16 protein-coding genes are annotated in these 15,750 nt (G+C 66.5%); 10 read left to right on the top strand and 6 right to left on the bottom strand.

What is annotated here, in order from left to right; genetic code table 11:
• Positions 1 to 7: 7 nt before the first annotated feature.
• The 5 genes from IB275_RS16870 (at position 8) to IB275_RS16850 (ending at position 5,199) form a co-directional block, all read left to right on the top strand.
• Positions 8 to 1,246, top strand: a complete 1,239-nt coding sequence (locus tag IB275_RS16870) for a CaiB/BaiF CoA transferase family protein (RefSeq protein WP_151186941.1) — start codon at positions 8 to 10, stop codon at positions 1,244 to 1,246.
• Positions 1,247 to 1,482: 236 nt separating this feature from the next.
• A complete protein-coding gene (locus tag IB275_RS16865) occupies positions 1,483 to 2,247 on the top strand; it encodes an electron transfer flavoprotein subunit beta/FixA family protein (protein ID WP_285888273.1) in 765 nt (254 codons plus the stop codon).
• Positions 2,247 to 3,176 carry an FAD-binding protein gene (locus IB275_RS16860; RefSeq protein ID WP_494514414.1) on the top strand — a complete coding sequence of 310 codons (930 nt, stop codon included), beginning with the start codon at positions 2,247 to 2,249 and terminating at the stop codon, positions 3,174 to 3,176. The genes IB275_RS16865 and IB275_RS16860 overlap by 1 nt, the downstream gene beginning before the upstream one ends.
• An 80-nt stretch (positions 3,177 to 3,256) precedes the next feature.
• Positions 3,257 to 4,507 carry an OprD family porin gene (locus IB275_RS16855; RefSeq protein WP_151186944.1) on the top strand — a complete coding sequence of 417 codons (1,251 nt, stop codon included), beginning with the start codon at positions 3,257 to 3,259 and terminating at the stop codon, positions 4,505 to 4,507.
• A gap of 275 nt (positions 4,508 to 4,782) precedes the next feature.
• Entirely contained in the window at positions 4,783 to 5,199 is a 417-nt protein-coding gene (locus IB275_RS16850; RefSeq protein ID WP_184596142.1) for a hypothetical protein, read from the top strand.
• 172 nt (positions 5,200 to 5,371) lie between these two features.
• Here IB275_RS16850 and IB275_RS16845 read toward each other — a convergent pair whose 3' ends face one another.
• Positions 5,372 to 5,596 carry a DUF2798 domain-containing protein gene (locus IB275_RS16845; RefSeq protein ID WP_192296104.1) on the bottom strand — a complete coding sequence of 75 codons (225 nt, stop codon included), beginning with the start codon at positions 5,594 to 5,596 and terminating at the stop codon, positions 5,372 to 5,374.
• Positions 5,593 to 6,183 (bottom strand): flavodoxin family protein, encoded by a 591-nt coding sequence (locus IB275_RS16840; RefSeq protein WP_192296103.1) that lies wholly within the window; start codon positions 6,181 to 6,183, stop codon positions 5,593 to 5,595. The genes IB275_RS16845 and IB275_RS16840 overlap by 4 nt, the downstream gene beginning before the upstream one ends.
• 107 nt (positions 6,184 to 6,290) lie before the next feature.
• Between IB275_RS16840 and IB275_RS16835 the strand changes: the two genes are divergently transcribed.
• Positions 6,291 to 6,728 (top strand): helix-turn-helix domain-containing protein, encoded by a 438-nt coding sequence (locus tag IB275_RS16835; protein WP_192296102.1) that lies wholly within the window; start codon positions 6,291 to 6,293, stop codon positions 6,726 to 6,728.
• Positions 6,729 to 6,871: 143 nt separating this feature from the next.
• Here the strand turns inward: IB275_RS16835 and IB275_RS16830 are convergent, their stop codons facing one another.
• Entirely contained in the window at positions 6,872 to 7,744 is an 873-nt protein-coding gene (locus tag IB275_RS16830) for a LysR substrate-binding domain-containing protein (protein WP_192296101.1), read from the bottom strand.
• Positions 7,745 to 7,877: 133 nt separating this feature from the next.
• On the opposite strand from IB275_RS16830, the gene IB275_RS16825 reads away from it, so the two are divergent.
• The 4 genes from IB275_RS16825 to IB275_RS16810 are packed head-to-tail and all read left to right on the top strand — an operon-like array spanning position 7,878 to position 12,049.
• A complete protein-coding gene (locus IB275_RS16825; protein WP_192296100.1) occupies positions 7,878 to 8,933 on the top strand; it encodes an agmatine deiminase family protein in 1,056 nt (351 codons plus the stop codon).
• Positions 8,933 to 9,835 (top strand): N-carbamoylputrescine amidase, encoded by a 903-nt coding sequence (gene aguB, locus IB275_RS16820; RefSeq protein ID WP_192296099.1) that lies wholly within the window; start codon positions 8,933 to 8,935, stop codon positions 9,833 to 9,835. The genes IB275_RS16825 and aguB overlap by 1 nt, the downstream gene beginning before the upstream one ends.
• 2 nt (positions 9,836 to 9,837) lie before the next feature.
• The gene (locus IB275_RS16815; RefSeq protein ID WP_192296098.1) at positions 9,838 to 10,935 is read left to right on the top strand and encodes an extracellular solute-binding protein; all 1,098 of its coding nucleotides are present in this window, start codon (positions 9,838 to 9,840) and stop codon (positions 10,933 to 10,935) included.
• Positions 10,936 to 10,945: 10 nt separating this feature from the next.
• Positions 10,946 to 12,049 (top strand): agmatine deiminase family protein, encoded by a 1,104-nt coding sequence (locus IB275_RS16810; RefSeq protein ID WP_192296097.1) that lies wholly within the window; start codon positions 10,946 to 10,948, stop codon positions 12,047 to 12,049.
• A 28-nt stretch (positions 12,050 to 12,077) separates the two neighbouring features.
• On the opposite strand, the gene IB275_RS16805 is transcribed toward IB275_RS16810, so the two are convergent.
• From IB275_RS16805 to IB275_RS16795, 3 genes are all read right to left on the bottom strand, one after another.
• On the bottom strand, positions 12,078 to 12,836 hold the full coding sequence (locus IB275_RS16805; protein WP_192296096.1) for an SIR2 family NAD-dependent protein deacylase: 759 nt from the start codon (positions 12,834 to 12,836) through the stop codon (positions 12,078 to 12,080).
• On the bottom strand, positions 12,833 to 14,356 hold the full coding sequence (locus tag IB275_RS16800; RefSeq protein ID WP_192296095.1) for a sensor domain-containing diguanylate cyclase: 1,524 nt from the start codon (positions 14,354 to 14,356) through the stop codon (positions 12,833 to 12,835). The genes IB275_RS16805 and IB275_RS16800 overlap by 4 nt, the downstream gene beginning before the upstream one ends.
• A 108-nt stretch (positions 14,357 to 14,464) precedes the next feature.
• Positions 14,465 to 15,661, bottom strand: a complete 1,197-nt coding sequence (locus IB275_RS16795; protein WP_192296094.1) for a GGDEF domain-containing protein — start codon at positions 15,659 to 15,661, stop codon at positions 14,465 to 14,467.
• Positions 15,662 to 15,750: the final 89 nt, after the last annotated feature.

Below are 15,750 nucleotides of genomic sequence, written 5' to 3'. Positions count from 1 at the left end.
ATTGAAGATGGGTGCTTTGAGCGGATACCGCGTACTCGACCTCAGCCGCGTGCTGGCCGGCCCCTGGTGCGGCCAGGTGCTGGCCGACCTGGGCGCGGAAGTGATCAAGATCGAACGTCCTGGCGTGGGTGACGACACCCGCGGCTGGGGCCCGCCCTACATGAAAGCCGCCGACGGCTCGGACAGTTCCGAGGCGGCGTACTACCAGTCGACCAACCGCAACAAGCTGTCGGTGGCGCTGAACCTGGCGACGGAAGAAGGCCAGGCGCTGGTGCGCGCCCTGGCCTGCGAGTGCGATGTGCTGATCGAGAACTACAAGGCCGGCTCGCTGGCCAAGTACGGTCTGGATTACGACAGCCTGTCCAAGGTCAATCCGCGCCTGGTCTACTGCTCCATCACCGGCTTCGGTCAGACCGGCCCGCGCGCCGAGGAGCCCGGCTACGACTTCATCATCCAGGGCATGGGCGGGCTGATGAGCATCACCGGCGAGAAGGACGGCGTGCCCGGCGCCAGCCCGCAGAAAGTCGGTGTCGCCGTGTCCGATGTGATGACCGGCCTGTACTCGGTGGTCGCCATCCAGGCCGCGCTGCTGGCGCGGGAGAAGACTGGCCGCGGCCAGCACTGCGACATGGCGCTGCTCGACGTGCAGGTCGCCATGCTCGGCAACCAGAGCCAGAACTACCTCGCCACCGGTCGCTCGCCGGGCCGCCAGGGCAACGCCCACGTCAACATCGTGCCGTACCAGGTGTTCAGCGCGCAGGACATGGATTTCATCATCGCCTGCGGCAACGACAGCCAGTTCGTCTCGCTGTGCGACGCCATCGGCCTGCCCGAACTGCCGAAGGACCCGCGCTTCACCCGTAACGCCGACCGCGTGCGCAACCGCGACGTGATCGTCGGCAAGCTGGCGGAACACTTCCAGGGCGACACCGCCGACAACTGGGTGCGCCGCATCCACGCGATGAAGGTGCCGGTCGGTGTGATCAACGATATCGGCCGCGCGCTGGACGAACCGCAGGTGGTCGCCCGGGACATGCTGGTGGAGATTCCCCACGCGCAGAACCCCGCGTTCCGCATGGTCGGCAGCCCGCTGAAGCTGTCCGACACCCCGGTGGAATACCAGCGCCCGGCGCCGATGCTCGGCGAACACACCGACGAGGTGCTCAAGCGCCGCCTGGGGCTTGACGACGCGCGCCTGGCTGCGCTCAAGGCAGAGGGTGTGATCGAGCAGCTGGGCAAACCCTGACGCGTCAATGCTCGCAAGAGAGTAGGGCGCATAACGCGCCAGCGTTATCCGCCGCTGGCCCGAATGACGGCGGATAACCGCAAGCGGTTATGCGCCCTACGGTCGTTGAGTCCGTTCGCGGGCAGGCCCGCTCCTGCAAGTGTTCCCCCATTGCTCTTCGCAGGAGCGGGTTTGCTCGCGAACCCACCCCAACAGCAGCGCCGAGGCAAACCGGCGTCAGCCAAGGAAACAACCGAATGAAAGTACTCGTAGCCGTCAAGCGCGTGGTCGATTACAACGTCAAGGTCCGCGTCAAGGCGGACCACTCCGGCGTCGATCTCGCCAACGTCAAGATGTCCATGAACCCCTTCTGCGAAATCGCCGTGGAAGAGGCCGTACGCCTGAAAGAGAAAGGCGTCGTCACCGAGATCGTTGCGGTCTCCGTCGGCCCGACCGCTGCCCAGGAGCAACTGCGTACCGCGCTGGCTCTGGGTGCTGATCGCGCCATCCTCGTTGAGGCCGTCAAGGGTGAGGGCAACGAAGAACTGAGCTCCCTGGCCATCGCCAAGTCGCTCAAAGCCCTCGTCGACAAAGAGCAGCCGCAGCTGGTCATCCTCGGCAAGCAGGCCATCGACAGCGACAACAACCAGACCGGCCAGATGCTGGCTGCGCTGACCGGCTACGCCCAGGGCACCTTCGCCTCCAAGGTCGAAGTCGCTGGCGACAAGGTCAACGTCACCCGTGAAATCGACGGCGGCCTGCAGACCGTTGCCCTGAACCTGCCGGCCATCGTCACCACCGACCTGCGCCTGAACGAGCCGCGCTACGCGTCGCTGCCGAACATCATGAAGGCGAAGAAGAAGCCGCTGGACGTGGTGACCCCGGACGCCCTGGGTGTTTCCACCGCTTCCACCGTGAAGACCGTGAAAGTCGAAGCTCCGGCTGCCCGTAGCGCGGGCATCAAGGTCAAGTCCGTTGCCGAACTGGTCGAGAAACTGAAGAACGAGGCGAAAGTAATCTGATGGCTATCCTGGTAATCGCTGAGCACAACAACGGCGCACTGGGCGCTGCCACTCTGAACACTGTCGCTGCCGCGCAGAAGATCGGTGGTGACATCGCTGTCCTGGTCGCTGGCCAGAACGTCGGTGGCGTGGCTGAAGCCGCTGCCAAGATCGCCGGTGTTTCCAAGGTGCTGGTCGCCGACAACGCTGCCTACGCTCACCAGCTGCCGGAGAATGTGGCGCCGCTGATCGCCTCCATCGCCGGCAATTTCAGCCACGTGCTGGCCCCGGCGACCACCAACGGCAAGAACTTCCTGCCGCGCGTCGCCGCCCTGCTGGACGTCGACCAGATCTCCGAGATCATCGAAGTCGTCAGCGCCGACACCTTCAAGCGTCCGATCTATGCCGGTAACGCCATCGCTACCGTGCAGTCCTCGGCCGCCGTCAAGGTCATCACCGTGCGTGGCACCGGCTTCGACGCCGTGGCTGCCGAAGGTGGCTCCGCCGCTGTTGAAGCCGTTTCCGGCCCGGCCGATGCTGGCAAGTCCGCCTTCGTGGGCGAAGAACTGGCCAAGTCCGACCGTCCGGAACTGACCGCTGCCAAGATCGTCGTTTCCGGCGGCCGTGGCATGGGCAATGGCGACAACTTCAGCATCCTCTACTCCCTGGCTGACAAGCTGGGCGCTGCCGTCGGCGCTTCCCGCGCTGCCGTTGACGCCGGCTTCGTGCCGAACGACATGCAGGTCGGCCAGACCGGCAAGATCGTCGCTCCGCAGCTGTACGTGGCCGTCGGTATCTCCGGCGCCATCCAGCATCTGGCGGGCATGAAGGACTCGAAAGTGATCGTGGCGATCAACAAGGACGAAGAGGCGCCGATCTTCCAGGTTGCCGACTACGGCCTGGTCGCTGACCTGTTCGAAGCCGTACCGGAGCTGGAACGGACTATCTGATCCCGCTCATTCCCCTGGCCGGGCCAGCCGTCATCGGCCCGGCGTTTTGCCAACACCTCAAGTAGAAAGAAACAAGAACAATGAATACTCGTCGACTCCCCGTGCTGGTCTCCGGACTGGCGCTGCTGCCCCCGTTCGTCCACGCCGATTTCCTCGCCGACAGCAAGGCCAGCATCGAAACTCGCAACTTCTACTTCAACCGCGACTACCGCCAGAGTGGCGCCGCTCAGTCGAAATCCGAGGAATGGGCGCAGGGCTTCCTGCTGCGCTACGAATCGGGCTACACCGACGGTACCGTTGGCGTCGGCGTCGATGCGCTTGGCCTGCTGGGTCTGAAGCTCGACTCCAGCCCGGATCGCTCCGGCTCCGGCCTGCTGCCGTATTCCGCCAGCGACAAACGCGCTGCCGATGACTACAGCGACCTCGGCCTGACCGCCAAGCTGCGCGTCTCCAAGAGCACCCTGAAGGTCGGCACGCTGCTGCCCAAGCTGCCGGTGGTGCAGTACAACGACACCCGCCTGTTGCCGCAGACCTTCCAGGGCGCGCTGGTGGAGTCGAAGGAACTCGACGACCTCGACCTGCAGCTCGGCCAGCTGCGCGAGGTGAAGCAGCGCGATTCGTCCAATGATGAAGACCTGTCGATGACCCGTGGCAACAAGCGCAACATCGTTGCCGGCAGCCACCTCACCAGCGACCGCTTCAACCTCGCTGGCGGCACCTACCGCTGGAGCAACCAGCTCAGCACCAGCTACCACTACGCCAACCTCGAAGACCTCTATCGCCAGCACTACGTGAGCCTGGTGCACACGCTGCCGATCGCCGAGGGCCAGTCGCTGAAGTCCGACATCCGCTGGGCACGCTCCACCGACGATGGCGGCAGCAACGTCGACAACCGCGCGCTCAACGCCATGTTCACCTACAAGCTCGGCAACCAGGCGTTCGGCCTCGGGCTGCAGCGCATGTCTGGCGACACCGGCTTCGCCTACCTGTCCGGCACCGACCCGTACCTGGTCAACTACGTGCAGATCGGCGACTTCGCCAACAAGGACGAACGCTCCTGGCAACTGCGCTACGACTTCAACTTCGCCTCCTACGGGCTGCCCGGCCTGAGCCTGATGACCCGCTACCTGCGCGGCGACAACATCGACCTGCTGAACGGGCAGGGCAACGGCAAGGAGTGGGAGCGCGACACCGACGTCGGTTACCTGGTGCAGAGCGGCCCGCTGAAGAACGTCGGCTTCAAGCTGCGCAACAGCACCTTCCGCAGCAGCTTCGGCAACGACATGGACGAAACCCGCTTCATCGTCAGCTACACCTTGCCGATCTGGTAAGTGCCACCTGAAGCCTCCCGGTCCATCGCAATTGGGAGGCTTCGCTCCACGAATCTCCGGGCGCTGCGCAGGTAGGCCCGGAGTACACCTCCGCGACACTCCGGGACGAACGGCGTGAAAGCCCGTGCTTGAGCGAGTGAGGGGATATTTCCTACGTGCTGGCTGTCTCACTGGGCGAGGAAAAGTCTGGTCAGGGCCTGCGCCCTCGGCTTATAAAACCCTTTCGCCGCTGTAGACCCGCAGGGATGGCGGCCCCACGAGATCAAGGAACGATGATGCGACGAGTCACGATGATTCTGCTCGCTGCCGCCCTGTTGCAGGGCTGTGCGCACCAGAAGACCGGCAACCAGTGCGAAGACAACTTCAATACCGAAGGGGGCTTCATCGCCGGCAAGACCTTCACTTCCAACGTCCAGCTGGACATGCCGGTGGCCAAGGTCTTCGACCGGGCGCAGAAGACGCTGGTGAAGGAGGGCTTCACCATCCAGAACGCCGACGAGAAGAGCGGCACCATCTCCGCCTACCAGGGCGTGATCCTGAGCAGCCGCAACGCACCGTTGAATGTCGTGGTGGAAAAGTCGGGCTCGGGCTCCAAGGTAAGCTATGTCTTTGTCACCCTGGGTGGCATGTACACCACCGAGGGCGCGGTGCGTGACGGCTTCTGCCGGTTCACCGACGGGATTCGGCAGTAATCGGTAGCCCGCTCCTGCAGGGAGCTCGGTTTGTAGGATGGGTGGAGCGCAGCGATACCCATGCTGCGGCGCGCCCCAGGGACGATGGGTCTCGCTGCGCTCCACGCCATCCTACGTTCGAGATTCTTGAGATTTCGCGGCGGCTGACGTCCATCGCGGACGTAGTCTGCTCCTACGCGCGGACCAGCCTCTCCACGAGGCGGCGCGTGAGCGGGGCGATGACCAGCACCAGCGGAAAGGCGATGCTCCAGCTGGCGAGCCACGCGCCCAGCCAGAGCTGGGCGAAGGCCGGGGCCAGGCCTACGGCGCGCCAGGTGGAGAGGCCGGAGACCAGCAAGGTCATCACGCAGGACAGGATCAGCGCGAACAGCAGCGGGCCGTAGCGGCGGGCGATCATGCGTGGGCCTCCTGCGCGTGCTCGACCTGCGGCTGGTGCAGGCGGCCGAGGGTTTCGGCGAAGTACTGGCCGAACAGCCGGGCGGTCTTCAGGTCGCCGGGGCAGAAGTCCGCGGCGGTCTTGTCCGCCTGGGCCATCAGCCCGGACCAGGAGCCGAGGCGGTTGGCGGCTTCCTCGGCGGGCACGCCCAGGTGCTGCTCGGGAAGGATCGGGTTGCCGGCCCAGAGCATCCCGTGCTGCATGCAGAAGGTGAACAGCGAGATCAATGTGGACTGCTTGTCGCCCGCCGGCAGCGCCGACACGGTGAAGCCGGCGGCGAGGCGGCCACGCAGCTTCTGCTGGCGCCAGAGCGGCCCGGTGGCGTCCATCAGGGCTTTCAGCGGTGCCGAGACGCCGCCCAGGTAGGTGGGCGAACCCAGAATCAGGCCGTGGTAGGCGAGCAGCGCTTGCGGCTGCTCGATCAACTCCTGCGCCTTGAGCAGGTGCACTTCGCAGCCGGGCACACTGCGGGCGCCGCTGGCGATGGTCTGGGCGATGCGCTCGGTACGGCCGCTGGCGCTGTGGTAGACGATGGCGATGGTTTTCATGGTTTCTCCGCAGGTTGCACGCAAGGGAAGGCCGCGCGTGGATTGACCCCGGCTGCCTTTGGCGTGAACCTACAAGTTCAAGCGAACTTGAGGTCAAGAGGTGTTCCATGGATATCGCTGACGTGGCCAGGCGCTCCGGCGTGCCGGCATCGACCCTGCGGTTCTACGAGGAGAAGGGGCTGATCGTTTCGCTCGCCAGACCCGGCGCTCGCCGCCAGTTCGCGCCGCAGATTCTCGACCAGCTGGCGTTGATCACCCTCGGGCAATCGGCCGGTTTCAGCCTGGAGGAAATCCGCTCGATGTTCGCCGGCGACGGCGGAACCAACATCGACCGGCAGATGCTGGCGGCCAAGGCGGACGAGCTGGATGCGACGATCAGGCGTCTGCAGGCGATGAGCCGGGGGCTGCGCCATGCGGCGGCGTGCCCGGCGCCCAGCCATGCCGAGTGTCCGACTTTCCAGAAGCTGGTGAAAGTGGCGGGGGAGAGTGCGCTGGAGGGGAAGAAGGAGCGGGGGCGGTTGAGGAAGGGGAAGGGTGCTGTCTGAGGGATTTGAGTGGGGAGAGGGTGGTATCGGCTGGCAGGATGCTTTGCAATTGCGAGCGGATGCCCGGTTCATGCTTGCGATCCCAGCCAACCGCCGGCCCTGCCGGCTCCTACAATTTCGTAGGGCGAATAACCCGGAACGGGTTATCCGCCCTGCAGAGAGACACCCAGCGCGGCGAACAGCCACTCGCAGAACCCTACCGCCTGCGCATTGCGCTCGCTCTGCTGGTGTACCAGCAGCGACCAGTTCGGCCCGCGCACGGTCTGCTCGCTGAGCGGGGCAAGCAGGCCATTGCTACGGGCATCGCCGGCCAGCAGCCGGCTCACCAGGGCAACGCCCAGCCCCTGGCTGGCGGCATCCAGCAGCAGGCCGGGGTCTGAGAAGTTCAGGCCCTCGCTGCGCTGGCCAACGTCGGCGCCGCCCTGCAGTTGCCAGTGCGCCCAATCCATTTCCCGTTCGCCGTGCAGGGTGGTGCGCGTTGGCCCCGGCTGTTGCAGCAACGAAGGATGGCAAGCCGGGTAGAGGCGATCTTCCAGCAGCACGCGGAAGCGACATTCGGCCTGGGCGGTGAGATCGTCGCGCACGGCGATGTCGATGGTCTGGCTGGCCATGTCCGGGGTTTCGTCGGTGGTCAGCAGCCAGAGGTCGATCTGCGGGTGGCGGGCGTGGAAGTCGCCCAGGCGCGGCACCAGCCAGTGGCGGGCGAAGGCCGGGGTGGTGTTGACCACCAGCTGGTTGGGCTTGCGGTACTGGTCCAGGCGGCGGATGCCTACAGCCAGTTGCTGGAGCATGGATTGCGTGGTGCTGAGCAGGTCGGCGCCAGCGTCGGTCAGCGCCACCTTGCGCCCGGAGCGGTAGAACAGCGGCTGTTCGACGAAGCTTTCCAGGCTGCGGATCTGCTGGCTGATGGCCGACTGGGTGAGGTGCAGCTCCTCGGCGGCCTTGTGGAAGCTGCCCAGGCGCGCGGCGGCTTCGAAGCCGCGCAGGGCATTCAGGGGTGGCCAGTGTTTGAGCATGATCGATAAGTCTGCCTAATCAGATTTGCGCAAAATCTATCGTTTGTTCTGACATTTTTACAGGCCTAGCATGGTTATCAGGCGCCGCTGAACCTTTTCCTTCCGATTAAAATTACTTACCAAAGGCTTGAGTATGCATCGCAACGACGATAGGCAGAACGGCTGGCGCATGCCTGCCGAATGGGTCAACCACGCGGCGACCTGGATGGCATTCCCGCATAACCGTCCACTCTGGGAGGGCGGCTGGCACGTGACCCTGGAGCAGGTGCAGGAAGACTTTGCCCGCGTCGCCAACGCCATCGCCCGCTTCGAGCCGGTGAAGCTGGTGGTGGACCCGTCCGCCATGGCCCGCGCCGCCGAGCTGTGCGGGGCCAACGTCGAGTTGGTGGCGCTGCCCATCGACGACAGCTGGTGCCGCGACTCCGGGCCGACCTTCGTCTGCCATCCGCAGCACGGCGTGGCCGGCGTGAGCTGGCGCTTCAACGCCTGGGGCGGCAAGTCCGAGCACACCCTGGACGAAGGCCTGGGCCGCCGCATCCTCAACCACCTCGGGTTCGATTGCTTCGGTACGCCGCTGGCCAACGAAGGCGGGGCGATCCACGTGGATGGCGAGGGCACGCTGATCACCACCGAGTCGGTACTGCTCAATCCCAACCGCAACCCTGGCGTCAGCAAGCGCGAGATGGAGGAAATCTTCAGCCGCCTGCTCGGCGTGACCAAGACCATCTGGCTGCCGGGAGACCCGCAGTACGTCACCGGTGACATGACCGACGGCCACGTCGATGGCGTGTGCGCCTTCGCCCGCCCCGGTGTGCTGCTGGTGGATGCGACCCACGACGCTTCCAGCACCTACGCCGAAGTGGCGCGCGAGAACCGTCGCGCGCTGGAGCTGGCCACCGATGCCAAGGGCCGTTCCTTCGAGCTGATCGAGCTGTTCGAAGCCGGCGCGGCGGTGGACCCGGAAGCAGAAGTCTTCTGCGCGTCCTACACCAACTTCTACCTCGCCAATGGCGCGGTGATCATGCCGGCCTACGGCATCGCCGCCGACGACGAAGCCGCGGCGGTACTGGCCCGCGCCTTCCCCGGCCGCGAAGTGGTGCCGGTGCGCATCAACAACCTGGCCCACGGTGGCGGCGGCGTGCATTGCATTACCCAGCAGCAGCCGGCCTGGCCGCTGGGGGGCCTGTGATGAGCAAGCTGACCGTCGCTGTCCTGCAGTTCTCCTGCAGCTGGGACCTGCCGCGCAACCTTGCCGAAGCCGAGCGCCACGTGCGCGCGGCTGCAGCGGCGGGGGCGAAGCTGATCCTCCTGCCCGAGCTGTTCGCCACGCCGTACTTCTGCATCGAGCAGGACCACGCCCACCTCGCCCTGGCCCAGCCTTATGACGACAGCCCGCTGCTACAGCGCTTCGCCAACCTGGCGGCGGAGCTCAACGTGGTGCTGCCGATCAGCTGGTTCGAGCGCGCTGGCAACGCCTACTTCAACTCTCTCACCGTGGCCGACGCCGACGGCAGCCTGCTCGGCGTGTACCGCAAGACGCACATCCCCAACGCCATCGGCTACCAGGAGAAGGAGTACTTCAGCCCCGGCGACACCGGCTTCCGCGTCTGGGACACCGCCGTCGGCCGCATCGGCGTGGGCATCTGCTGGGACCAGTGGTTCCCCGAGACCGCCCGCTGCCTGGCACTGCAAGGTGCGGAGATGCTGCTGTTCCCCACCGCCATCGGCTCTGAGCCGGGCGCCGAACAGCTGGATTCCCGCGACCACTGGCAGACCGCCCAACGCGGCCACGCCGCCGCCAACCTGCTGCCGGTGCTGGCGGCCAACCGCATCGGCGAGGAAGTGGCGCCCAGCGATGAGGCGCTGCGGATGCGCTTCTACGGCTCGTCCTTCATTACCGACCACAAGGGCGCGCTGCTGGCCGAGGCCGGGCGCAACGAGGCCGCCGTGCTGGTGCGCGAGCTGGACCTCGGCCTGGCCCGCGAGGAGCGCCTGACCTGGGGCGTCTACCGCGACCGCCGCCCGGAAATGTACGGCCCGCTGCTCGGCCTCGACGGCCGCCACCTGCACCCGCGCTGGCAAGGAGTCTGACCATGAACAAGCAACTGCTGATTGGCGCTCTGGGGCTATCCCTGGCATGCACCCTGCAACCGGCCGCAGCCGAAGAGAAGGTCCTGCGCCTGTTCAACTGGGCGGATTACTTCGCCCCCGACACGCTGGCGAACTTCACCAGGGAAACCGGCATCCGCGTCATCTACGACGTGATGGACAGCAGCGAGACGCTGGAGGCCAAGATGATGGCCGGGCACAGCGGCTACGACCTGATCTTCCCCGGCGATACCGTGGCCGAGCGCCTGATGCGCGCCGGTGCGCTGCAGAAGCTCGACGAGAGCAAGCTGGAGCACCTGGGCGATATCGAGCCGGGCCTGCAGAGCCTGCAGACCAAGTACCCGTACTCGCGGCATGCGGTGGTGCCCTACACCTGGGGCAGCATCGGCCTGACCTACAACCAGGCGAAGATCGAGCAGCGCATGCCCGGCGCACCGGTGAACAGCCTCGACCTGATGTTCAAGCCCGAGCTGGCCAAGCACTTCGCCGACTGCGGCATCTCGATGATCGATTCGCCGGACGAGGTGCTCGCCGTGGTGCTCAACTACCTCGGCCGCGACCCGCGCAGCGGCAAGCCGCAGGACCTGAGCGATGCGCTGGCGGTACTCAATGGCATCCGCCCGTACATCCGCAAGTTCCAGTCGCAACCGGTGACCCAGCTGGTGAATGGCGACCTGTGCCTGTCACTGGGCTACAGCGGCGACGTGATCCAGTCGCAACGCGCCGCCGACGAGGCGAAGAAGCCCGAACGCTTCGAGTACCGCGTGCCGCGCGAAGGCACTTCGGTGTGGATGGACACCATGGCCATCCCGGCCGATGCGCCGCACCCCGAGTACGCCTACGCACTGATCAACTACCTGATGCGCCCGGGCGTAATGGCGGCGATCAGCAACGCCACCGGCTACCCGACGTCCAACGCCAAGGCGCGGCCGATGGTCGAGGCGAGCATGCGCGACAACCCGGACATCTATCTTGATGAGAAGGCCTACGCGCGGCTGTTCCCCGGCAAGGACATTCCGCAGCGCGACATGCGTTCGCGGATGCGCACCTGGACCAGTTTCAAGACCGGCACCGGTGGTTGAGGAGGCGAAGATGATGACACGCAGGAACCTGCTTGGCGCCGGCATGACGCTGGCGACGGGCCTCGGGCTCGGCTTGGGACGCGTCGCCCTGGCTGCGAAGCCCTGGTACATGCCCGACGAGCACCGCAAGCAGGAGCGGGTGTTCGTTGCTTACGCGGCGAGCCCGGACGTCTGGGAAGACATCGCTCCGGACGTCAATGCCACGGTGGCGCGGCTGGCCCGCGCCATCGCCGAGTTCCAGCCGGTGACGGTGCTCTGCCGGCCGGAGCAGCAGGCCGAGGCCAAGCGCGCGTGCGCTGGCCAGAACATCGACTTCCTGCCGGTGCCGGTGGATGACATCTGGGTGCGCGACTACGGCGGCTGCTTCCTGGTCAATGATGCGCCGGGCGGCCTGGCGCTGGCCGACTTCAATTTCAACGGCTGGGGCGGCAAGCAGCACGCCGAGCGCGACCGTGAAGTGTCGGCAGCGCTGGCCGAGGACGTGGAGGCCAAAGCCCTCGTCAGCGAACTGTGCGGGGAGGGCGGCGGCATCGAGGTGGACGGCCACGGCACGGCCATCTTCACCGAGAGCTGCTGGCTCAACGACAACCGCAACCCGGGCTGGACGCGCCCGCGTATCGAAGCGGAGCTCAAGCGCATGCTGGGGCTGCGCAAGGTGATCTGGCTGCCGGGCATTCGCGGCAAGGACATCACCGATGCCCATGTGGACTTCTATGCGCGCTTCGTCGAACCGGGCGTGGTGGTGGTCAACCTGGACAATGACAAGCGTTCCTACGACTACGAGGTTACCCGCCGGCACCTGGAGATCCTGAAGAACGCCACCGACGCCGATGGTCGCAAGCTTGAACTGCACAGCCTGCCATCGCCGATGAACCCCAGGCCGAACGCCTACAACCTCGACAACCCGGACTTCGCGGCAGGCTACATCAACTACCTGCCGGTGAATGGCGGGGTGATCGCGCCGAAGTTCGGTGATGCGACGGCTGATGAGCATTGCCATGCCTTGCTCAGCGAGCTGTACCCGGATCGCGAGGTCGTGCAGCTGAACATCGACCCGATTGCCGCCGGGGGCGGTGGCATCCACTGCGTGACGTTGCAGATGCCGGCGGTGTGACGCCGGCCCTGCCTGCGACCGTGCAGTGTCAGGGGAACGCCGCGGCGAGCAGGGCGGGGAGGGCCTCGCCGGCGGCGCTGGCCAGGGCGAAGTCGCGTTCACCGTGCAGCGGGCCGGGGGCGGGATTGACGTGCAGGACGGTCGCGCGGAGGCGCCAGGCGATCTCGGGGATTTCCGCTGCCGGGTAGACCACGCCGGAGGTCCCGACGGAGATCAGCAGGTCGCACTGTTCGGCCGCCTGGAAGGCGTGGGTGATGGCGTCCACCGGCAGGCTTTCGCCGAACCACACCACGCCGGGGCGCAGCGGGCCGCCGCAATGGGCGCAGGCCGGCGGTTGCACGCGGCGGCCGGCCTCGGGTTCGTCCGGCACGGGCAGTGGCCCATCCGGCTCGCGCTGGCACTGGAAGCAGCGCGGGCGTTCCAGCTGGCCGTGCAGGTGAGTGACGTCCTGGCTGCCGGCGCGCTCGTGGAGGTCGTCGACGTTCTGGGTGATCAGCGTGAGCCTGGGTACCTTGCTGGCCAGCGCGGCGATGGCGAGGTGCGCCGGGTTGGGCTGGGCGCGGTGGATGACGCTGCGGCGCCATTCGTACCAGCCCCAGACCAGCGCCGGGTCCGCGCGGAAGGCTTCGGCGGTGGCCAGGGAGGCGGCGTCGAAGCGTTCCCACAGCCCGGTAAGACGGTCGCGGAAGGTGGGAATGCCGCTCTCGGCGGAAACGCCCGCCCCGGTGAATACCACGACGTGACGGGCCTTGCGCAGCGCATCGAGCAGCGCGGAATCGAGGGTCATTGCGGGGCTTCCTGCAGCGTCGGGGCACTTTCCAGACGATTGCGCCCGGCGGCCTTGGCGCGGTACAGCGCGCGGTCGGCGGCTTCGATGAGGGCCTGTGGGCTGCTGTCGGTGCCAGCGGGCAGGGTGGCGATACCGATGCTCGCGGTGATGCGGCCCAGGGGGCTGCCGGCGTGGGTGAGGTTGGCGCCCTGCAGGCGCTGCATGAATTGCTGGGCTACGGCCAGGGCGCCGTCAGGACCGGTGTTGGGCAGGATCACCGCCAGTTCCTCGCCGCCGTAGCGAGCGGCCAGATCGGCGGGACGCCGCACGCTGTCGGCGAGGACGCGGCCGATGCGCCGCAGGCAGTCGTCGCCGGCCGGATGGCCATAGGTGTCGTTGAAGCGCTTGAAATGGTCCACGTCGATCAGCAGCAGCCCCAGCGGCGAACGTTCGCGGTGGGCGCGGCGCAGTTCGGCGAGCAGGTGCTCGTCGAAGCTGCGGCGGTTCTCCAGACCGGTGAGGGGGTCGCGCGAGGCGAGCACTTCCAGCTGCCGGTTGGCCCTGAGCAGGTCTTCGCGGGCATCGCGCAGCAGGCGCTCGGTGCCGATGCGGCGCTGGATGGCGAGGATCAGCAGGCTGCCGATGACCACGATGACCATCAGCAGGCCGAAGGCGATGGCCACCGTGCGCAGGGCGTCGGCGGCCCAGGCGGCGAGGGCTTCGTCCTTGCCGAGGGCGACCGAGGTCACCAGCGGGTAGCGCTCGTTCTTGCGGAAGGCGTAGATGCGCTCGATGCCATCCAGCGAGGAGGCGAAGGTCGCGCTGCCGACCGTAGCGCTCTCCAGGTACCGGGTGAAGATCGGCGAGCGCGACAGCACGCGGCCCATGTCGCTTTCGCGGAAGGGGTAGCGCACCAGCACCTGGCCGTTGCTGGTGGCCACGCCGATGGCGCCGGTCTTGCCGATGTCGATCTTGCCGAACAGGCGAAGGAAGTCCTGCACGCCGAGGGTGGCGACTATCACTCCGGCGAAGTTGCCCTGAGCGTCGTTGTAGCGGCGGCTGACCGTGATTACCCAGACGCCGGTGGCGCGGCTATGGATCGGTTCGCCGATATAGGCGTCCAGCGAGGGATTGTCGCGGTGGTGGATGAAGTAACCGCGGTCGGCGCTGTTGGCACCGGGCGGGAAGGGGCCATTGGAAGTCATCAGCCAGTTGCCCTGGGCATCGTAGATGCCGACCCCATTGAGCTGTGCGAGCAGGTGTTGCTGGCTCCGCACCAGGTCATTCAGCCGTTGCAGCTGGGGCGCACCGCGTCCCTCGTGCTCCAGCCGTTCGGCCAGGTCTAGCAGCAGCATGGAACTCTGGGTGACGATGCCTTCGACGTAGGTATCCAGCGCCTGGGTGAGGTTGAGGTTGTGCGTGGTGGTTTCCGCCAGCGTGCGCTCGCGCGCCGACCACAGCTCCCACGCCGTGGCGGCGGCCACGGCAAGGCTGATGATCGACAGCAGGAGGATGGCAAGGCGGATGTCGCGTTTCACTCTGGCCTCGTTGGGTCGGTCCTTGTGGCGGTTGCCATGCTCGGCGGGCATCGTCCGCCGCGAGTGCAGGGAGACGCCGGCCGCGCGCGCCGGGTTACGTGTCGTTCGTCAGACGCCTGGCATGCCGCTGAGTTGCACCCGGTTGCGACCTTTCTGCTTGGCCACGTACAGGTGCCGGTCGCAGCGGGCGAGCAGCTCGCGCGGTTCGCCCAGGCCGCCCTCGTTGGCCATCGCCGCGCCGAGGCTGATGGTCAGGTGGCGCAGGCTGTCGGGCCGGTACAGATGCTCGATGCCCAGGCTCGCTACCTGTTCGCGCAGCCGTTCGGCGACACAGCGCAGGTCCTCGGCGCTGGTCGCCTCCAGCAGGATGGCGAACTCCTCGCCGCCATAACGATAGACGTTGGCGCGCCCGCCGCGCAGGGTGCCCACCAGGCTTTCGGCTACCTGGCACAGGCAGCGGTCGCCGGCCTGGTGGCCGTAGTGGTCGTTGTAGGGCTTGAAGTAGTCGATGTCGGCCATCAGCAGGGCGAACGGCCGCCCGTGGGCGCGCATGCCGTGCCAGCACTCGTTGAGCTGCAGGTCCAGCGAGCGGCGGTTGCCCACGCCGGTAAGGCCGTCGGTGGCGGCCAGCTCCTGCAGGCGCAGGTTGAGTGCTGCCAGCTCGGTGCGCTGGCGTTTTTCTTCAAGGTCGGCGAGGAATGCCTGGCGCACGCCCTTGATGTTGGTCCAGCTGATGAACAGGCTGAACAGCGCGATGGGCAGGTAGACCAGGGTGAAGATCAGCAGCGGCTTGGCGGCGCCGTCGTGGATCAGCCAGACGTTGTAGAGAATGATCGCCGTGATGATCGCCGAGACCAGCGCGATGCCCTTGAAGGAGTACCGCACGCCGAGGTTGCCCAGCAGCACGAACACCACCGAGGCATAGAGGAAGAACGGCACGTCCGGCGAGGCGCTGCGCCTGAGCAGTTCGAACCAGGCGATGGTGGAGATGATGTCATGCACCGGCATCAGCAGGTCCATGACCAGCACGCTGCGGCTGAAGCGGAACACCAGGAAGATGTTGATCAGCCCGATCAGACTGAGGCCTGTGCGCAGGAACAGTGATTCCCTGGCCATGTCGGGGATCAGCAGCGCGTCGGCCAGCACATAGGAGTCGTAGGCAGCCATGGCGATGAAGTTGATCGCCAGCAGGAAGCGCCGGTAATGCTGGATCACATACGCCTTGTAGGCATCCTGCAGGCGCGGTGGAATTCTCCCCTGGTACTGCTGCCGGGGAGGAGCGGCGGGGAACTCGGGTGCGGTCATCGAGAGTGGGAGCCTGTGTCTGCCATCCAGGGCGAATGCTGGCCAAGGGCTAGAGTAGGGTGCGGCACCATCGCCGTCCAGCGGGGCGA

It is taken from the genome of Pseudomonas sp. PDM21, from assembly GCF_014852505.2.
Lineage (GTDB): Bacteria > Pseudomonadota > Gammaproteobacteria > Pseudomonadales > Pseudomonadaceae > Pseudomonas.
Note: the sequence above shows the minus strand (reverse complement) of the source record. Positions and strands in the feature narration are given on the sequence as shown.

Bases quoted from the DNA above. Each gene is read 5' to 3' on its own strand.
- IB275_RS16870 (WP_151186941.1), top strand. From the start codon at position 8: ATGGGTGCTTTGAGCGGATACCGCGTACTCGACCTCAGCCGCGTGCTG.
- IB275_RS16865 (WP_285888273.1), top strand. From the start codon at position 1,483: ATGAAAGTACTCGTAGCCGTCAAGCGCGTGGTCGATTACAACGTCAAG.
- IB275_RS16860 (WP_494514414.1), top strand. From the start codon at position 2,247: ATGGCTATCCTGGTAATCGCTGAGCACAACAACGGCGCACTGGGCGCT.
- IB275_RS16855 (WP_151186944.1), top strand. From the start codon at position 3,257: ATGAATACTCGTCGACTCCCCGTGCTGGTCTCCGGACTGGCGCTGCTG.
- IB275_RS16850 (WP_184596142.1), top strand. From the start codon at position 4,783: ATGCGACGAGTCACGATGATTCTGCTCGCTGCCGCCCTGTTGCAGGGC.
- IB275_RS16845 (WP_192296104.1), bottom strand. From the start codon at position 5,596: ATGATCGCCCGCCGCTACGGCCCGCTGCTGTTCGCGCTGATCCTGTCC.
- IB275_RS16840 (WP_192296103.1), bottom strand. From the start codon at position 6,183: ATGAAAACCATCGCCATCGTCTACCACAGCGCCAGCGGCCGTACCGAG.
- IB275_RS16835 (WP_192296102.1), top strand. From the start codon at position 6,291: ATGGATATCGCTGACGTGGCCAGGCGCTCCGGCGTGCCGGCATCGACC.
- IB275_RS16830 (WP_192296101.1), bottom strand. From the start codon at position 7,744: ATGCTCAAACACTGGCCACCCCTGAATGCCCTGCGCGGCTTCGAAGCC.
- IB275_RS16825 (WP_192296100.1), top strand. From the start codon at position 7,878: ATGCATCGCAACGACGATAGGCAGAACGGCTGGCGCATGCCTGCCGAA.
- aguB (WP_192296099.1), top strand. From the start codon at position 8,933: ATGAGCAAGCTGACCGTCGCTGTCCTGCAGTTCTCCTGCAGCTGGGAC.
- IB275_RS16815 (WP_192296098.1), top strand. From the start codon at position 9,838: ATGAACAAGCAACTGCTGATTGGCGCTCTGGGGCTATCCCTGGCATGC.
- IB275_RS16810 (WP_192296097.1), top strand. From the start codon at position 10,946: ATGATGACACGCAGGAACCTGCTTGGCGCCGGCATGACGCTGGCGACG.
- IB275_RS16805 (WP_192296096.1), bottom strand. From the start codon at position 12,836: ATGACCCTCGATTCCGCGCTGCTCGATGCGCTGCGCAAGGCCCGTCAC.
- IB275_RS16795 (WP_192296094.1), bottom strand. From the start codon at position 15,661: ATGACCGCACCCGAGTTCCCCGCCGCTCCTCCCCGGCAGCAGTACCAG.